Here is a 16,927-nt window from a genome sequence, read left to right on the forward strand (position 1 = left end):
GGCGGAAGGGGCCGACGATCTGTCCGTGCGGCTGAAGGCGTACGAGGGGTGTGCGGCGGCGGTCGGCGGAGTGGGCAAGGATCGGGTGAACGAGCCGATGATCCGCCACTGGTGCGAGGCGATGGGCGACACCAACCCGGCGTACGCGGGGCCGGACGCCGTCGCGCCCCCCACCATGCTCCAGGCGTGGACGATGGGCGGCCTGTCCGGGCACAGCGGCCGCTCGAAGGCGTACGACGAACTGTTCGCAGTGCTGGACGAAGCCGGGTACACCTCCGTGGTCGCCACCGACTGCGAGCAGGAATACCTGCGTCCGCTGCGGCCCGGGGACGAGATCACCTTCGACTCGGTGATCGAGTCGGTCTCGGAGCGCAAGACGACCAAGCTGGGGACGGGGTACTTCGTCACGACGCGGACGGAGGTGAGGGCGGGCGGCGAACCGGCGGGCACGCACCGGTTCCGGATCCTCAAGTACGCGCCCGCCCGGCGCGAGCCGAAGGGCCCTCGGAGCCGGCGCCCACACCCGGTGGTCAACCGGGACAACGCCGGGTTCTGGCAGGGAGTGGCCCGCCACCAACTGCTCATCCAGCGCTGTGGCGACTGCGGGACGCTCCGCTTTCCCTGGCTGCCGGGGTGCAGCGCCTGCGGCTCGCTGGAGTGGGAGACGGTCGAGGCGAGCGGCGAGGGCTCGGTCTATTCGTACGTCGTCATGCACCACCCACGTTTCGAGGCGTTCGACCCTCCCTACGCGGTCGGACTCATCGAGCTGGCGGAGGGCGTTCGGATTGTCAGCAATGTGGTGGGGGTGCCGTACGACGAGGTGAGGATCGGTCTGCCGGTGCGGCTGGAGTTCGCGCGGTTCGACGACGAGGACGGAGAGCTGGTGCTGCCGGTCTTCCGGGTCCTGGAGGGTGGCGAGGACTGACATGGACTTCACGCCCACGGAGGAGCAGACCGCCGCTCGCGAGCTGGCCGCGCGGATCTTCGGCGACCTCGCCACGCATGAGCGACTCGCCACCCTCGGAACGGGCAGCGACATGGAGCTGTGGAAGGCGCTGTGCGCCGCCGGACTCGTGAGTGCCGTGGAGGACATCGGCCTCCTCGGCCTGGTTCTCCTCCTGGAGGAGCAGGGGCGCACCACCGCTCAGGCCCCCTTCGCGGCGAGCTGCGTGTACGGGCTGCTGACGGTGGGGGCGTACGGCTCGCCGGAGCAGCGCGGACGCCTCCTGCCGGGGATCCGCGACGGCTCAGTGGTGGTGTGCGGGGCGTTTCCGGCCGTGGGGGGTGTACGGGCGTCCGAGCGGGGGGAGTTGACCGGCACCGTGCCCCTCGTGCCCTGGCTGAGGGACGCCACACATGTGCTCGTGCCCGACGAGCGGCGGCGACTGTGGCTGGTGCCGGCCGCCGACGCGGGCTGCGAGCCCGTCGAGTCGACGGCGCCCTGGGCGGCGGGGCGGCTGACGCTGGACGGTGCGCCGGGGGAGCCGCTGGGGGCACCGGACGCCTACGAGGACGTGCTCCTCACCGCTCGCACCGCCTTCGCGGGCCTGCAGGCCGGGGTGTGCGCCGGATCGCTGGCGCGCGCCGTGGCGCATACGAACAGCCGGGAGCAGTTCGGACGGCCCCTGGCCGTCAAGCAGGGCGTTCAACTCCGGGTGGCCGACGCCTACATGGACACCGAGGCGATACGCGTGACGGTGTACGAGGCGGCCTGGCGCCGTGATCAGGGCCTGCCCTACGCCATGGAGGCGCTGACCGCCGCTTGGTGGGCGTCCGAAGCGGGACAGCGGGTGGTGCACGCCGGGCAGCATCTGCACGGCGGCACCGGAGCCGACCTGGAGCATCCCGTCCACCGGCACTTCCTGTGGGGGCGGCAACTGGACGCATACCTGGGGTGCGGGAGCGAAGTGCTGGAGGAGTTGGGGGAGCTGATCGTGCGTGATGCCGAGGAAGCGCGAAGAACCCCGGAAGCCCAAGGAATCCGGGCAACCGACCGAGCCGAAGGTTTCAGACGCGCCGAGGGGCCAGAGGGGCAACAGCGGCCGGAAGAGGGGCTGGAAGGCAAGAAGGTGCCGGAGGGGTGGAAGGGACTGGAGGGCTGGAACGGGCTGGAGGGGCTCAGTAGATCAAGAGGGGCCACCAGGGGCCAAGAGGACCAAAGTGGTTGAGGGACCGGAGGGACAGGAGGAGGTGATGCGGCATGAGGACGGGTGAGGAGCTTCCACCGCTGGAGATCCCGATCACCCGCACGCTGATCGTTGCTGGGGCCATCGCCTCGCGCGACTACCAGGACGTGCACCATGATGCGGAGCTGGCGCGGCAGAAGGGCTCGCCGGACATCTTCATGAACATCCTGACGACCAACGGCCTGGTCGGCAGGTACGTCACGGACCACTTCGGCCCCGGAGCGGTCCTCCGCAAGGTGGCCATACGGCTCGGGGCGCCCAACTACCCCGGCGACACGATGGTGCTGACCGCGTCGGTGGACACGATTGAGGATGGCACGGCGACGGTGCGGGTCGTCGGGGAGAACGGCATAGGCAGACATGTGACGGGCACCGTAACGGTCACCCTCCCCTCCGGGGGCGTCTGATGAGCGTCCGGACGAGGGACGCCCTCGGAGGGCGGGCGGCGGTCGTGGGGATCGGGGCGACCGAGTTCTCCAAGGACTCGGGGCGCAGCGAACTGCGGCTGGCGGTGGAGGCGGTGCGGGCCGCGCTCGACGACGCGGGGCTGACACCGGGCGATGTCGACGGGATGGTCACGTTCACGATGGACACCAGCCCGGAGATCACCGTGGCGCAGGCCGCCGGGATCGGGGAGCTGTCCTTCTTCTCACGGATCCACTACGGCGGCGGGGCCGCGTGCGCCACGGTCCAGCAGGCGGCGCTCGCGGTGGCGACCGGGGTGGCCGAGGTCGTGGTCTGCTACCGGGCGTTCAACGAGCGCTCGGGGCGGCGGTTCGGCTCCGGAGTGCAGCACCGCGAACCCTCGGCGGAGGGCGCCGCGCTGGGTTGGTCCCTGCCGTTCGGGCTGCTGACGCCGGCGTCGTGGGTGGCGATGGCGGCTCAGCGGTACCTGCACGCGTACGGGCTGTCACCCGAGGCGTTCGGGCACGTGGCGGTGGTGGACCGGAAGTACGCGGCGACGAACCCGGCGGCGTACTTCCACGGCAGGCCCATCTCGCTGGCCGAGCACGCGGCCTCGCGGTGGATCGTCGAGCCACTCCGGCTGCTGGACTGCTGTCAGGAGACGGACGGCGGTCAGGCGATCGTCGTCACCTCGGTGGAGCGGGCCCGTGACCTGCCCAACCCACCCGCCGTGATCCTGGCGGCCGCCCAGGGCGCGGGGCGGGCGCAGGAACAGATGACCAGCTTCTACCGGGACGACCTCACCGGGCTGCCCGAGATGGGGGTGGTGGCGCGGCAGCTGTGGCGGACGTCGGGGCTGGGGCCGGCGGACATCGACGTGGGGATCCTGTACGACCACTTCACGCCGTTCGTGCTGATGCAGCTGGAGGAGTTCGGGTTCTGCGGGGCGGGGGAGGCAGCGGACTTCGTGGCCGAGGAACGGCTGCCGGTCAACACGCATGGGGGACAGCTCGGAGAGGCGTACCTCCATGGGATGAACGGCATTGCGGAGGGGGTGAGACAGGTGCGGGGCACGGCGGTGAACCAGATACCGCAAGCCCGGAGGGTGCTGGTCACCGCCGGGACGGGGGTCCCGACGTCCGGGATGGTTCTGGGAGCGGAGGGGTGAGGGGTGCGGTGCCTACGACGAGGGGATGCACCTCTCAGGGGTACACCCTCAGTACCTGAGGGCCGCTCGTCCACCTTCAGGAGGTGGGGGTTTCCCTACTCCTACAACCTGAGGGTGATTCGCCTTCGGGACTTCCGGCCGATCCGCCCGATCGGGGGTCGCTCTTAGCGTGGAGCCATGACCACACCCGTCTGCACCAGCGCTTCGGACGCCGCTACCTCAGCGAGGCAGACCCTTCCGTATCCGTCGTTCTCGTCGTACATGAAGGACCGCCAGCCGGTGCTGCTGCGAACCGCCCGGTCGCTGACCGCGAACCCGAGCGACGCGGAGGACCTGCTGCAGACCGCGCTCACCAAGACGTATGTCGCCTGGGACCGGATCGAGGACCACCGGGCCCTCGACGGCTACGTACGGCGTGCTCTGGTCAACACGCGGACGTCGCAGTGGCGCAAGCGCAAGGTGGACGAGTTCGCGTGCGACGAACTGCCGGAGCCGGAGCTGGCGCCTGCCGGGGATCCCGCCGAGCAGCAGGCGCTGCACGACGCGATGTGGCGGGCGATCATGAAGCTGCCGGCCCGGCAGCGGGCGATGGTCGTCCTCAGGTATTACGAGGATCTGAGCGAGGTGCAGACCGCCGAGGTGCTCGGAGTGTCGGTGGGCACGGTCAAGTCGGCGGTGTCGCGGGCCCTCGGCAAGCTGCGGGAGGACCCCGAGCTGGTGCCCGTGCGGTAGCGCCGTGAACTTCCACGGGATCTCCCCCAGTACCCATCAGTAGGGGATTCGGTATGGCTTGTCCGCTGTTGTACTGTGCTGATCCCAAGCACCAGACGGCATCAAGTCTCCCTGAAGGGACTGGACTTGGGCGCTGTCGTCGCGCACGGGAACGACAGCGCGGACCCCCGCTCAGTGCGTACTGGAGAGAAGAACCATGCCCAGGCACAGTCTCACCGCCCTGAACAGGGGCGCCCTGGTGGCAGTCGCCGGTGTCCTCGCGGTCGCCGCCGGTGCCGGTCTGACGGCGACGGCCGACGCCGCCGAGCCAAGAGCCACGAAGGGTCCGCTGCCGAGACTGGTCGTCGGGACGGTCTTCGCTCCGGTCAGCGCGGCGCCCTACGCACAGGCGGTGACCTACGACTCCGAGCTGGTGCCGGTGGGCGGCAGCGTCCAGGTCAAGGAGACGCTGCGCCGCGATGGCGGGACGCGGATCGAGCTCCGCGTGAGGGACCTCGTCGCGCACCGTGTCTACGGTGCCCACGTCCACACCAAACCGTGCGGCAAGCTGCCCGCCGACGCCGGGCCGCACTACCAGGACCGGGTGGACCCGACGCAGCCCTCGGTCAACCCCGAGTACGCCAACCCGGACAACGAGGCGTGGCTGGACCTGACCGCCGACAGGCACGGCTCGGCCCGCTCCCTGGCCACCGTGGACTGGCGCTTCCGGGAGCGAGGAGCCCGTTCCGTGGTGCTGCACGAGATGGCCACCGCCACGCACGAAGGTCACGCGGGCACGGCCGGTGCGCGCCTAGCCTGCGTGAACGTGCCCTTCGTGTAGAGCGTCGGCAGCCACATGCTCACCGCCCATGCCAAGCCCCGACACCGGCGGACCAATCCGCCGTCGCCTAGTGACATACTGCGTGGTACGCCAGCACAATCGCGGGACACCTACCCTCGCGGTAGCCGCTTCAATGAGGAGGCCCCCGGTGCTGAGCACGATGCAGGACGTACCGCTGCTGATCTCCAGGATCCTGAGTCATGGATCGGCCCTGCACGGGACATCGCAGGTGACCACATGGGCCGGGGAGGGCGAACCGCACCGCCGCACCTTCGCCGAGATCGGCGACCGTGCCGCCCAACTCGCCCACGCACTACGCGATGATCTCGGAGTGACCCCCGGAAGTGTTTTGGGGACACTGATGTGGAACAACGCCGAGCACGTCGAGGCGTACTTCGCGATCCCCTCCATGGGCGCCGTGCTGCACACGCTCAACCTCCGCCTTCCGGCGGAGCAGCTCGCGTGGATCGTCAACCACGCCGCCGACCGCGTGGTCATCGCGAACGGTTCGCTGCTCCCCCTCCTCGCACCGCTCCTGCCGCACCTCACGTCGGTCGAGCACGTGGTCGTCTCCGGGCCGGGTGACCGTTCGCTGCTGGCGGGGGTGACCCCGCAGGTGCACGAGTACGAGGAGCTCCTGGCCGGTAAGCCGACGACGTACGACTGGCCGGAGCTGGATGAGCGCAGTGCCGCCTCCATGTGCTACACCTCCGGCACGACCGGCGACCCCAAGGGCGTCGTCTACTCCCACAGGTCGATCTACCTGCACTCCATGCAGGTCAACATGGCCCAGTCCATGGGGCTGACCGATCAGGACACGTCCCTCATCGTCGTCCCCCAGTTCCACGTGAACGCCTGGGGGCTGCCCCACGCCACCTTTATGACCGGCGTGAACATGCTGATGCCGGACCGGTTCCTGCAGCCCGGACCGCTCGCCGAGATGATCGAGAAGGAGCAGCCGACGCATGCGGCGGCCGTCCCGACCATCTGGCAGGGACTGCTCGCCGAGCTCGGCGAGCGCCCCCGTGACGTCGGTTCACTCACTCAGGTCACCATCGGCGGCTCGGCCTGTCCGTCCGCGTTGATGGAGGCGTTCGACAAGTTGGGTATGCGTGTCTGCCACGCGTGGGGGATGACGGAGACCTCGCCGCTGGGCACGGTGGCGCGTCCGCCCGCCCATGTCATCGGCACTGCCCAGGAATTCGAGTACCGGCTCACTCAGGGCCGTTTCCCCGCCGGTGTCGAGGCCCGGCTCACCGGACCCGGCGGCGAGCGACTGCCCTGGGACGGGGAGTCGGCGGGTGAGCTGGAGGTGCGCGGGCCATGGATCGCGGGCGCGTACTACGGCGGTGAGGGAGCCGAACCCCTGCGGCCCGCCGACAAGTTCAGCGAGGACGGCTGGCTCAAGACCGGTGACGTCGGCACCATCACCCCGGACGGCTACCTGACCCTCACCGACCGGGCCAAGGACGTCATCAAGTCGGGCGGCGAGTGGATCTCGTCCGTCGAGCTGGAGAACGCCCTGATGGCCCACCCGGATGTCGCCGAAGCCGCCGTCGTCGCCGTACCGGACGATAAATGGGGCGAACGACCCCTCGCTACGGTCGTGTTGAAGGACGGCGCCACCGCCGACTTCACGGTCCTCCGGTCCTTCCTCGCCGATGAGGGCAAGATCGCCAAGTGGCAGCTCCCCGAGCGCTGGACGATCATCGAGTCGGTGCCGAAGACCAGTGTGGGCAAGTTCGACAAGAAGGTGCTGCGCCGGCGGTACGCCGCGGGGGAGCTGGACGTCACGCGGATCTGACACGTCGGACAGCCTTTGGCGAGTATGTGGCGGGGGCGCTGTTTCACGTGAAACAGCGCCCCCGCCACATACGGTCGGGCCAGGTTCGTGATCAGTTCGTGCCGATACGGGCCAGCAGGTCCACGATCCGGTCCTGCACCTCGGGGCTCGTCGAGCGTTCCGCGAGGAACAGCACTGTCTCCCCCGAGGCCAGACGCGGGAGTTCGGCCTGGTCGACGGCGGCGGTATAGACGACGAGCGGAGTGCGGTTCAACTGGCCGTTGGCGCGCAGCCAGTCGACGATTCCGGCATGGCGGCGGCGTACCTGCAACAGGTCCATCACCACGAGGTTCGGCCGCATCTGCGCGGCGAGTGTGACCGCGTCCGCGTCGGACGCGGCCCGTGCGACCTGCATGCCACGCCGCTCCAGTGTCGCGGTCAGCGCCAGGGCGATCTCCGCGTGCTGCTCGATGAGCAGGACGCGCGGGGGATGCTGCTCGGAGTCGCGTGGCGCGAGGGCCTTCAGGAGTACGGCGGGGTCGGCGCCGTACGCCGCGTCCCGCGACGCCTGCCCGAGGCCCGCCGTCACCAGCACCGGCACCTCGGCGGCTACGGCGGCCTGGCGCAGCGACTGCAGCGCCGTACGTGTGATCGGGCCGGTGAGCGGGTCGACGAACAGGGCGGCCGGGAAGGCGGCGATCTGTGCGTCGACCTCCTCGCGCGAGTTCACGATGACGGGCCGGTAGCCGCGGTCGCTCAGCGCCTGCTGGGTGGTGACGTCGGGGGCGGGCCACACGAGGAGGCGGCGCGGGTTGTCGAGCGGCTCCGGGGGGAGCTCGTCGTCCATCGGCCGCGGTTGCGGCTGATCGGAGACCTCCACCGCGCCACCGGGGCCGTCGAGCGGCTCGGGACCTTCGTCGGCGTTCTCGTCGGGCGCCCCTATGGCATACGAGCGCCCGGCGCCGTCGGTGACCCCGTCAAGGCGGGACTGGCCGGCGAGTGAGGGCTGCGCGGGGAGCGGGGCCTGGCCGGCCAGAGACGGCTGCGACGGTACGGGTGCCTGCGCGGGTGCCTGCGCGGCAGGGGCCGGGGCCGCTGCCTGGGCCTGCCCTGGCCCCTGCGGGTGCGGGCGTCCCGCTGCCTCCGGGCGCGCGGCGGGCTCGGGGGGTGTGCCCAGTTTGCGGCGGCGGCCGGAGACGTTGGTGCCGGAACCGTTGCTCTGGTGCGGGGCAGGCGTGGGGGCGGCGCCTGGCTGGGGCTGGCGGGCGAACGGTACGCCTTGGCCGAGCGTGCGCACGCTGATCGCCCGCCCCTGGGTCGAGTTGGGGTCGACCGGTGCGGCGGCCTCGGCGGGCAGCGGCTGCGCGACCCGCGCCTGGGATTGTGCCTGGGCCTGCGCTTGGGCTTGTGCCTGTGCGGGTTGTTGCGGCCGCTCGGGCGGGAGCGGGGTGCCGGGCGCCGATGCGGACGGCGTGATCTGCTCCGCCGGAGCGGGAGACGAGGCTTGTGCCGGAACTCCGGGTTGTGCGGGAGCGCCGGGTTGTACGGGACGGGCGGCTGGGGCGGGCATACCGGCACCGGAGGTGTCGTCTGCCCCGGGCCAGGGCTGGGGACCGGCCTGCACGGGTGTGCCCGGGGGCGGGGTGTCCTGTACGCCCGGCCACGACTGCGGGGCAGGGCCGACGGGGGGCTGGGGCTGCACGTTCGGCGGCACGGACCCGGCGCCCGCGGGTGCCGCCTGCGCGGGCTGCTGCCCCCGAGCGGGCTGCGCTGGGACGTGCTGCGCTGGTACGGACTGCCCCGGAGCGGGTGCGCCGGGGGCTCCCTGCACGGGGGCAGCCGGGTTGGGGGCGATCTGGATCGGGAGCTGGGCGGGGACGGTCACACCCTGAACACCCTGAACACCCTGCGCGGGCACGGGCTGGGGGGATCCGCCCGGGGTTCCCTGGGCGGGGACAGGCTGTGCAGGCCCCGGAACTCCCTGCCCGGGCACGGGCTGTTGGGCGGGTGCGGTCACTCCGCGTGCGGGCACGGGCTGCGCGGCCGGAGTCGGCACGCCTTGCGGGGGCACGGGCTGCTGCCGAGCAACTCCCTGAGGGGGCACAGGCTGCTGTCCCGGAACTCCCTGCGCCGGGACGGCCTGTCCGCCTCCTCCTGAAGCCTGAATGCCCTGGGCGGCAGCGGCAGTTGCCTGTCCCGGCACGGCGCCCTGCGCGGAGGGCATCTGCGCCGGGATGCCCTGTGCGGGCGCGAGCGCCGCCTCGCCCTGCTCCGGAGCGCGGCGGGCCCGGCGGCGGCCTGTCGGCGCGGGCAACGGGTGCGGCTGCGGCGGGGTGTGGTCGTCGGACGGATCATGCGGCGCCGTGTCATGACGCCCGTGACCGGCCTGAGGCCCACCGGGCATACCGGCACCCGACGTACCACCAGGCACAGCGACAGCTCCCGCACCAGCGGGCGGCACTCCGGCACCGGGCACGCCCGGCACTTCGGCGGCCACCTGACCGGCTCCCACTCCGGCACCCACTCCGGCATCCACTGCGGGCCCCAGGGCGGGAACCTGCCCCGCAGCCTGGGCAGGAACCACGGGAGCTCCAGGGGGCATGGGAGCCGCTGGGCCCCCGGCCCCGCTCACCAGCCCGGCGGCGGCAGCGCCGTGCGCGGCCTCGTACTCCGGTGTCCGGTCGGCCGCGGCGGGCGGCAGCGCGAAAACGGCGCGGCCCGGGGTCCCCTGGGGGGCGGCGGCGCGCTCCTCCGCGTTGGCGAGGGCCCGGCGACGGCGCCCGGTCGGCTGGGGTTGTCCACCGGCAGCGCCCGCGCCCGCACCGGCAGCGTCCGCACCGGAGGGGCCCGGCGCACTCGGTGCCGCGGGCAGGGCCGGCGGCAGGGCGTGCTGCTCGGTGTTCCGGCGAGCCCGCCGCCCGGCGGGTGCGGGCACGCCCTGTGGCGGCACCGTCTCCCCCAGCCCCGTGGCCGCGGCGCCCGCCGCATGCTCGGCGGCCGTGACGACCGCGCCCTCGGCGACCCCCTGCGCGCTGTTCTCCGCGGGACTGGGCCGCCCACGCCGCCGTCCCGTACCACCGGACCCGGCACCGGAGTCGGCGGACGCCTCCTCGCTGCCCTCGCCCGGCGCCGGCACCGGCGCGGGCTCACCGTCCGCGGCCTCCGCCCGCCGCCTGCGCCGCCCGGTGGGCGCGGCGGCCTCCGCCTCGGACTCCTCGCCGTCCAGGAACGCGTCCACCGACGACCGATGCGCCCGCCGCCGCCCACGCCTGGAGGCGTTTCCCGAAGCACTTCCCGCTGCCTCCTCCGGCAGCGCGACCTCGGCACCGACCCCGCCGGCACCGTCAGCACCGACACCATCGGTACCGGCGCCCTCGGCCACCGCGGCCACCGCGGCTGCGGCGGCGTCGACCGCGGGCTGCTGCTGAGCCGGAACCGCCCCGGCACCGCCGCCGATTGGCACCTCAAGCACATATGCGCTGCCGCTCATGCCCGGCACCTCGTGCGTCTGCAGCACACCGCCGTGCGCCCGCACGATCCCGCCGACGATCGGCTGGTGCACCGGGTCTCCCCCGGCATACGGCCCACGCACCTCGATGCGGACGACCTCGCCGCGCTGCGCGGCGGCCACGACCACCGTGTTGTCCATGTAGCCGCCGGTCGTGACGGGCGAGTTGCCCGTCGCGTCGACCCCGGCGACGTCCGCGATGAGGTGCGCGAGCGCGATCGCGAGCCGCCGCTGGTCCACCTCGGCCTCGATGGGCGGCGCGTGCACGGCGAACTGCACCCGCCCGGGGCCGATCAGCTCGACGGCCCCGTCGACCCCGGCCGCGACGACGGCGTCGAGCATCACCGCGGTCCGTACGAGATCGTCGTCGCCCGAGTCGAGATGCTGGTAGCCGAGGACGTTGTCGACGAGCGTGGTGATGCGCGAGTACCCGGCCGCCAGATGGTGGAGGACCTGGTTGGCCTCGGGCCAGAGCTGGCCGGCGTCGTCGGCGGCGAGCTTGCCGAGTTCGCCGCGGAGCTGTTCGAGCGGGCCGCGCAGGGAGTGCCCGAGCACGGCGAGGAGCTGCTCGTGCCGCGCGGCGAGCGCCTCGTACCGGTCCTTCGCGCGCTCGCCGAGCGCCGCGTACCGCTCGTCCCCGGCGGCGAGTTCCTCGGCGTGCCGCTCGCGCAGTTCGTCGAGCTCGCCGGCGTGCTCCTCACGCAGCTTCCCGAGCTCTTCGGCGTGCTCGGCGGCGAGCTTCTCGATCTCCTCCGCGTGCTTCGCGGTCTCGGTCTGCTTCTCCTCGGCGAGCGCGTCGTACGGCCGCCGGTCGGTGAAGGTCATGACGGCGCCGACGAGCTGGTCACCGTCGCGCACGGGCGCGGTGGTCAGGTCGACGGGCACCTTGTTGCCGCTCTTCGACCACAGCACCTGCCCGCGCACCCGGTGCTTGCGCCCCGAGCGCAGGGTGTCGGCGAGAGGCGACTCCGCATACGGGAAGGGGGAGCCGTCCTCCCGGGAGTGCAGGACGAGGGTGTGCAGCTCCCGCCCGCCGAGATCACTGGCCCTGTAGCCCAGTATCTGAGCGGCCGCCGGATTGACGAGCACGATGCGCCCGTCCGTGTCCGTCCCCACCACACCCTCGGAGGCGGCCCGCAGGATCATCTCGGTCTGCCGCTGCGCACGGGCGAGTTCGGCCTCGGTGTCGACCGTGCCGGACAGGTCGCGCACGACGAGCATGAGCAGCTCGTCACCGGTGTAGCCGTAACCGTCGTACGCCTGCTGGCCGTTCTCCAGGTTCGCGCTGGTGACCTCGACCGGGAACTCGCTCCCGTCGGTCCTCCGCGCGATCATCCGGGTCGGCTTGGTGCGTCCGTGCGGGTCGATGGAGTCGGGGCGCCGCATGGACCCGGGGATGAGCCGGGAGTCGAATTCGGGCAGCAGATCGAGCAGCCCGCGCCCCACCAAAGCGGTCCCCGGGGTTTCGAAGGCCTCCAGGGCGATGGTGTTCGCGTTGACGACGGTCCCGTTGGCGTTGACCAGTACCAACGCATCAGGAAGCGCGTCGAGTATGGCTGCGAGGCGAGCAGCGCCTCGGGATGGCCTGCTGCTCACGAGACGCTTCCTCCCTGTTACCGCACCTTGCCGACCGCCCGGGCCATCTTGCCAACCCGCTCGCAGCGTGTCACGCGAGGGAGTCTACGGGCAGTGGTTGCGCTCGCGACCCCGGATGAGAGGGAGGTCGCATGTGGATCTTTATGGGGATCTGCGGCGGACCTGTGACCGTGCGTTTCGCTCTGCCGAGAGCGGTGATCCGTTTCGCGAAGGGGGAGCACCGGGTGGTCGACCGCACCTATGTACGGCCGTATACGGGGTCATATGTACGGCGCAAGACGGCTCGGTGGCGACCTTCCCGTACTCCGCCCTTTCCCGTGCTCCGCCCCTTCCGTGCTCCACCCTTGCCGTACTGCCTCTCCGCTACTTGCTGCGGGTGAGGTCGGGAAGCACGGGGACGAGGGCGTCCCATCGGGCGATCTCGCAGCCGTTCCCGCGGTTGAAGCGGGAGTCGACGGTGCGACCGGCCCAGGTGCCGGTGACGTGGGCGGTGGCCGGACCGCCGTACTGCATCGTGCACACGGTGCCGGGGGCCACGGGAGCGAAGGGGTCCCGTCCCCAGGTCGTGCTGTGGTCGAGCTTCTCGCAGGCGCCTCGGGCGTCCGGATGACTCCCGCCGTCCGGGTGGCACTCCAGTCTGTACGCCCCGTCGGCGGCACGGCCGGCGCCCTCGACCGTGACGGTCAGCCGATCTTCGGGAGCCGGTGGGGGTACGGGCACGGGCACCGGTGCGGGCAGCGGCCGGGGTCCACCGCTCTCGGCGTAGGCCGCCGGGGGCACGGTGGTCAGACCGGTGACCGCTCCCAGGACGGCGGCTCCGACGAGAAACCGGCGGAGGGCGGCGGGACGACGCGAAGGAAAGAAAGAGGGGCGCACCATGACCTGCCTAACGCCTCCGGGCGCGCGCGGTTGCGCCACCGCCTCCCTGGCTTCCGCCTCCCTGGCTTCCGGCTTCCCGACCCCCGGTCCCCGACCCCCGGCTTCCTGTCTTCGGGCCTGAGCTCTTCGGGGCCCGAGCTCTTCGAGGCCGGGGCTCTTCAGGGCCCTCAGGCGCTCAGGGCCCGGGAGATCGCCCGCGACAAAAAACCACGAGCCACGGACCGCCATACGGCTTTGCCCTGCGGCCTCTCCGCCTAGTACCGTGGGGGGCGATTGGTGACACCCCGCTGGGCTGTGTCATCATCTGCACACACCACTCGCGCTCGCGCGGGCGGCTGTGCTGGAGGCGTCGCCTAGTCCGGTCTATGGCGCCGCACTGCTAATGCGGTTTGGGCCTTAAAGCCCATCGAGGGTTCAAATCCCTCCGCCTCCGCGCCTGCTCTCGAAGCCCCGGTCTCCGATGACTGGGGCTTCGGCTGTTCCGGGGATTGAATCCGGGGCTCGTACGAGACCCTCCCTGGGCTGTTTTCGCAGGTCAGGTCGGGTGCGGCAAACGGATTTCGCCTCACGCCGCCAGTCATGTAATGTTGTTCCCGCAACGCCGACCGGGCCGAAAAGCCCGGAAGGAAGAGCCAACACAACAGAACACACAAGCACTCGTAGCTTAACGGATAGAGCATCTGACTACGGATCAGAAGGTTGCAGGTTCGAATCCTGCCGAGTGCACAGCAGTCCAGAGGCCCCGTGGAGAGATCCACGGGGCCTCTGGCTTATGCCTTGACGGCAGTGTTTGACGGCAACCGCATTCGGGTGCGGATCAGACGGCTACGAGGACACCGCCCGCGCCGTCGTCATCGTCGGGATCGGTGCCGTCACCCCTCAGCGCGTCGCCGACACGATCGAAGGCGGAGTGCTGGGAGTCGAGCCGGACGAAGGTGTAGATGTCCATGGTCACTCGGATCGAGCTGTGGCCGAGGACTTCCATGATCATGCGGGCGTCGGCGCCCTGTTCGTGAAGCAGGGACGCGCAGGTGTGGCGCAGGTCGTGGAAACGAACCTTGCGGACGCCAGCGCGGACGCAGAGCGCCTCAAAGGACCGGTTCAGGTTGCGCGGCTCGATGGGGGTCCCGTTCTTCGTGGTGAAGACGAGGCCGTGGCCCGTCCCCTTCCAGTTCGCGCCAGCGGCCTTACGGTCGGCGATCTGCTGGGCACGCTGAGCACGGAGTGCGGTCACGCACTCCGGCGGCAGGGCCACGCGGCGAGCCGAGCGCTGCGTCTTCGGCGCGACGATCAGCAGTTCGCCGCCGACCCGCTGTAGAGCCTGCCGGACGGTGAGGACGCCTTCGTAAAGGTCCACGTCCGACCAGCGCAGCCCCAGCAGCTCACCACGCCGCAGGCCGATGCGGACGGCCAGTTCGTACGCGGCCCACAGGCGGTTGTCTCGGGCCGCCGCCAGGAGCTGACGCCCCTCCTTGGCCGTGAGCGGTTCGATCTCGCGTTTCGTGCCCATGCTCAGCTCCACGTTCCGGGCCACGTTCCGGGGCAACTCGTCCTCACGTACGGCGTGCTGGAGGGCGGCACGGAGGATCACCAGCAGGAAGCGCACGGTCCGGTCTGAGGGGAGCTTCTTGCAGCACCTGCCGAGGGCGCAGCAGCGCCGCTTGTGCTCCGGTCGCTTCTTGTCCTTCCCCTGTGCGCAGCACTGGCAGGTGGCCGCCGTCTTCGCGAGGAAGGCGCGTATGTCGCGAGCGGTGAGCCGGACCAGCTTCTTCTTGCCGAAGTTCGGGGTGACGTAGTTGCGGACGAGGGACTCGTAGTTGACGTACGTCGTCCTGCGGACCTTGCCCTTTGCGACGTTCACCAGCCAGTACGTCAGGTACTCGGCGAGCGTCATCTTGCTGGTGGCGACCGGCAGGCCATTGAGGGAGTCAGCCTTGAGCCTGGTCAGCTTCTCGTGCGCGTCGTCCCAGGTCTTGCCGTAGACGCTGCGCCGCTTGTACGTGCCGTCGGTCGTCAGCACGAACGCACTGCCCTCCCAACGGCCGTCCTTGCGCTGATAGATGGTGCCCTCGTTGTTGGCGTTCTTCCTCGGCTTGGCCATCAGGCGGCTTCCTGTTCGGTGCGGAGGGATACGTAGGCGTCCACGGCTGCTTCGCTGATGCGGCGACAGCGGCCGATCTTGAAGGAGGCGAGTTCGCGGGAGCGGATCAGGTCGTGGACCTTCCAGCGGCTGATGCCGAGCCGTTGGGCGACCTGGTCCACGGTGAGCACGGCCGTCGTCATGCGGGCACCAGTCCTTCCTGCTTGAGGCGTTGCGTGTAGGCGATGTCGTGGCGGACCTGGGCGGCGAGGAGTTCCTCGCCGGGGCGGTAGCCGCTGCTGAGGTAGGTCCAGGAGGAGGTGGTGACGAGGGTGGTGTTCTCCTCGGTGCTGGGGAGGTCGGCACGGGTGCGGGCGGCTCCGGCTTGGGCGAGGCGCCAGGCGCGGCGTACGTCGCGGAGGGCGCCGAGGGTGGTCGAGCAGGCGCGGGACTTGGTGGAGAAGTGGCCGCGGAAGCCGAGCATGTGGGCCCACTTCCAGAGCTTGAGGTGGGCGAATTCCGGCAGGTGGCCGAGGTCCCATGCGGTGCGGATCATCTGCCGTACGTGTTGCTGGATGGGCAGGGCCTTGATGGGTTCGGCCTGTCCGGTGCCGTCGCAGTCGTCGTACCGGTCGTGGAAGCCGTCCGGGCCGCGTACGTAGCCGCGTCCGGAGCAGGGGCGGCACATCAGGGTGCGGTCTACGGCGCCCGCACCTTCGGCGTTCTTGGTGGCGTACTTGGCGACGTATCCGGCGACCTTGGCGTCTGTGTACTCGGCAACCCTGGCGTCGGTGAGTTCGCCGTCGCCCAGGGCCGAGATGGGGTCCACCTTGAACCGGCCGCCCCAGGCGATGACGCGTTCGCCGATGGAGTCGGACTCGACGGTGAGCCGGGCACGCTTGACCGCCAGGCCCACGGCGGCGCGCAGGGCATCGAAGGTGGCCCAGGGCGGGGGCGGGGTGGTGTGGCCGTCGGGCCCGTCGAAGCGGAACACGGCGTGGAAGTGGACCAGGCCGCGCTTTTGGTACTCGGCGACCTTGGCGAACGAGATGCGCAGGGCGGTGGTCAGCGCCTTCTGCGTCATGCCGAGGTGTTCGGCCAGGGCCCGGCGCAGGTAGGTGGTGAAGCGTGCCCAGAGCTGTCCGGCGTGGGCGTTCCACAGCACGGCGCCCGTGTAGTCGTACGTGGCCGGGGCGAGCGGGGTGCCCAACGCCGGGTCGTCCTCAGCGTGGTGGGTACCGCAGGCGCAAGGGCGGGGCTTGCCCGCGCTGTCGGTCTTGATGTTGTGGACTGGGCCGAAGGAGGGGGCGGTGAGGGTGACGAAGGCGCGGGGGTGGTCGCGGACGGTTTCGGCGACGTTCTTGCCGCCGGACAGTCCGGCCTTGATCAGGTGGTAGGTGTCGGTCGCGTACACGCGTGAGCAGGCGGGGCAGCGGGAGGCGCGGCGGTTGCCGCAGGTGGTCAGCAGGCGTCCGGAGGGCTCGTCCTCGGAGCGGTAGGAGCGGACCACTTCCTTGGTGGCCTCGTCGGTGGTGACCGTCCAGCCGTGGAGATTGACGGGGCTGGTGCAGCCGCGCAGGTTGCGGACCTGTTCGGTGACGCGGTCGAAGTCGTGAGTGTTGGCCAGTTCGATCAGGTCCCGCAGGCTGGGGCTGATCACATGGCGCAGGTCGAGGGGGCGGCGCATGGGTGGCGGGGTCTCCGTTCTGACGCGAGGGTGGGACCTGCGGGCAGCAGCGATTCAGTGCGCTCGGGCTGCTGCCCGCAGGC

Annotated in this window: 11 protein-coding genes, 2 tRNA genes and 1 pseudogene; 9 read left to right on the forward strand and 5 right to left on the reverse strand. The window is 71.1% G+C overall.

Features of this window, described 5'->3' with window-relative positions; genetic code table 11:
• The first annotated feature begins 19 nt into the window (after positions 1-19).
• From IE262_RS29245 to IE262_RS29275, 7 genes and pseudogenes are all read left to right on the forward strand, one after another.
• A complete protein-coding gene (locus IE262_RS29245) occupies positions 20-925 on the forward strand; it encodes a bifunctional MaoC family dehydratase N-terminal/OB-fold nucleic acid binding domain-containing protein (RefSeq protein WP_229877571.1) in 906 nt (301 codons plus the stop codon).
• A gap of 1 nt (position 926) precedes the next feature.
• A pseudogene (locus IE262_RS29250) lies at positions 927-1,955 on the forward strand (acyl-CoA dehydrogenase family protein); the annotation flags it as partial.
• Between the two features lie 245 nt (positions 1,956-2,200).
• Positions 2,201-2,593, forward strand: a complete 393-nt coding sequence (locus IE262_RS29255) for a MaoC family dehydratase (RefSeq protein ID WP_189877864.1) — start codon at positions 2,201-2,203, stop codon at positions 2,591-2,593.
• Positions 2,593-3,759: a lipid-transfer protein gene (locus IE262_RS29260; RefSeq protein WP_134037916.1), complete on the forward strand. Its 1,167-nt coding sequence runs from the start codon at positions 2,593-2,595 to the stop codon at positions 3,757-3,759. The genes IE262_RS29255 and IE262_RS29260 overlap by 1 nt, the downstream gene beginning before the upstream one ends.
• Before the next feature lie 177 nt (positions 3,760-3,936).
• On the forward strand, positions 3,937-4,491 hold the full coding sequence (locus tag IE262_RS29265) for a SigE family RNA polymerase sigma factor (RefSeq protein ID WP_189877866.1): 555 nt from the start codon (positions 3,937-3,939) through the stop codon (positions 4,489-4,491).
• A 196-nt stretch (positions 4,492-4,687) separates the two neighbouring features.
• Positions 4,688-5,311: a superoxide dismutase family protein gene (locus IE262_RS29270; RefSeq protein WP_189877868.1), complete on the forward strand. Its 624-nt coding sequence runs from the start codon at positions 4,688-4,690 to the stop codon at positions 5,309-5,311.
• 148 nt (positions 5,312-5,459) lie between these two features.
• The gene (locus tag IE262_RS29275) at positions 5,460-7,115 is read left to right on the forward strand and encodes a long-chain fatty acid--CoA ligase (protein WP_373305171.1); all 1,656 of its coding nucleotides are present in this window, start codon (positions 5,460-5,462) and stop codon (positions 7,113-7,115) included.
• Positions 7,116-7,206: 91 nt separating this feature from the next.
• On the opposite strand, the gene IE262_RS29280 is transcribed toward IE262_RS29275, so the two are convergent.
• The gene (locus IE262_RS29280) at positions 7,207-12,198 is read right to left on the reverse strand and encodes a response regulator (RefSeq protein ID WP_189877872.1); all 4,992 of its coding nucleotides are present in this window, start codon (positions 12,196-12,198) and stop codon (positions 7,207-7,209) included.
• Between the two features lie 363 nt (positions 12,199-12,561).
• Positions 12,562-13,077, reverse strand: coding sequence for an SSI family serine proteinase inhibitor (locus IE262_RS29285; protein WP_189877874.1), 516 nt, complete (start codon positions 13,075-13,077; stop codon positions 12,562-12,564).
• A 342-nt stretch (positions 13,078-13,419) separates the two neighbouring features.
• Here IE262_RS29285 and IE262_RS29290 point away from each other — a divergent pair.
• Positions 13,420-13,510, forward strand: a tRNA-Ser gene (locus tag IE262_RS29290).
• A gap of 220 nt (positions 13,511-13,730) precedes the next feature.
• A tRNA-Arg gene (locus IE262_RS29295) sits at positions 13,731-13,803 on the forward strand.
• A gap of 91 nt (positions 13,804-13,894) precedes the next feature.
• Here the strand turns inward: IE262_RS29295 and IE262_RS29300 are convergent.
• The 3 genes from IE262_RS29300 to IE262_RS29310 are packed head-to-tail and all read right to left on the reverse strand — an operon-like array spanning position 13,895 to position 16,844.
• Complete coding sequence (locus IE262_RS29300) at positions 13,895-15,178, reverse strand: site-specific integrase (RefSeq protein WP_189877876.1); 1,284 nt, start codon at positions 15,176-15,178, stop codon at positions 13,895-13,897.
• A complete protein-coding gene (locus tag IE262_RS29305) occupies positions 15,178-15,360 on the reverse strand; it encodes a helix-turn-helix domain-containing protein (protein ID WP_189877878.1) in 183 nt (60 codons plus the stop codon). The genes IE262_RS29300 and IE262_RS29305 overlap by 1 nt, the downstream gene beginning before the upstream one ends.
• Positions 15,357-16,844, reverse strand: coding sequence for a replication initiator (locus tag IE262_RS29310; protein WP_189877880.1), 1,488 nt, complete (start codon positions 16,842-16,844; stop codon positions 15,357-15,359). The genes IE262_RS29305 and IE262_RS29310 overlap by 4 nt, the downstream gene beginning before the upstream one ends.
• Positions 16,845-16,927: the final 83 nt, after the last annotated feature.

The organism is Streptomyces bluensis, from assembly GCF_014650715.1.
GTDB classification, from domain to species: domain Bacteria; phylum Actinomycetota; class Actinomycetes; order Streptomycetales; family Streptomycetaceae; genus Streptomyces; species Streptomyces bluensis.

Coding starts and splice junctions, on each gene's coding strand:
- IE262_RS29270 (WP_189877868.1), top strand. CDS start 4,688: ATGCCCAGGCACAGTCTCACCGCCCTGAACAGGGGCGCCCTGGTGGCA.
- IE262_RS29255 (WP_189877864.1), top strand. CDS start 2,201: ATGAGGACGGGTGAGGAGCTTCCACCGCTGGAGATCCCGATCACCCGC.
- IE262_RS29285 (WP_189877874.1), bottom strand. CDS start 13,077: ATGGTGCGCCCCTCTTTCTTTCCTTCGCGTCGTCCCGCCGCCCTCCGC.
- IE262_RS29305 (WP_189877878.1), bottom strand. CDS start 15,360: ATGACGACGGCCGTGCTCACCGTGGACCAGGTCGCCCAACGGCTCGGC.
- IE262_RS29300 (WP_189877876.1), bottom strand. CDS start 15,178: ATGGCCAAGCCGAGGAAGAACGCCAACAACGAGGGCACCATCTATCAG.
- IE262_RS29265 (WP_189877866.1), top strand. CDS start 3,937: ATGACCACACCCGTCTGCACCAGCGCTTCGGACGCCGCTACCTCAGCG.
- IE262_RS29260 (WP_134037916.1), top strand. CDS start 2,593: ATGAGCGTCCGGACGAGGGACGCCCTCGGAGGGCGGGCGGCGGTCGTG.
- IE262_RS29310 (WP_189877880.1), bottom strand. CDS start 16,844: ATGCGCCGCCCCCTCGACCTGCGCCATGTGATCAGCCCCAGCCTGCGG.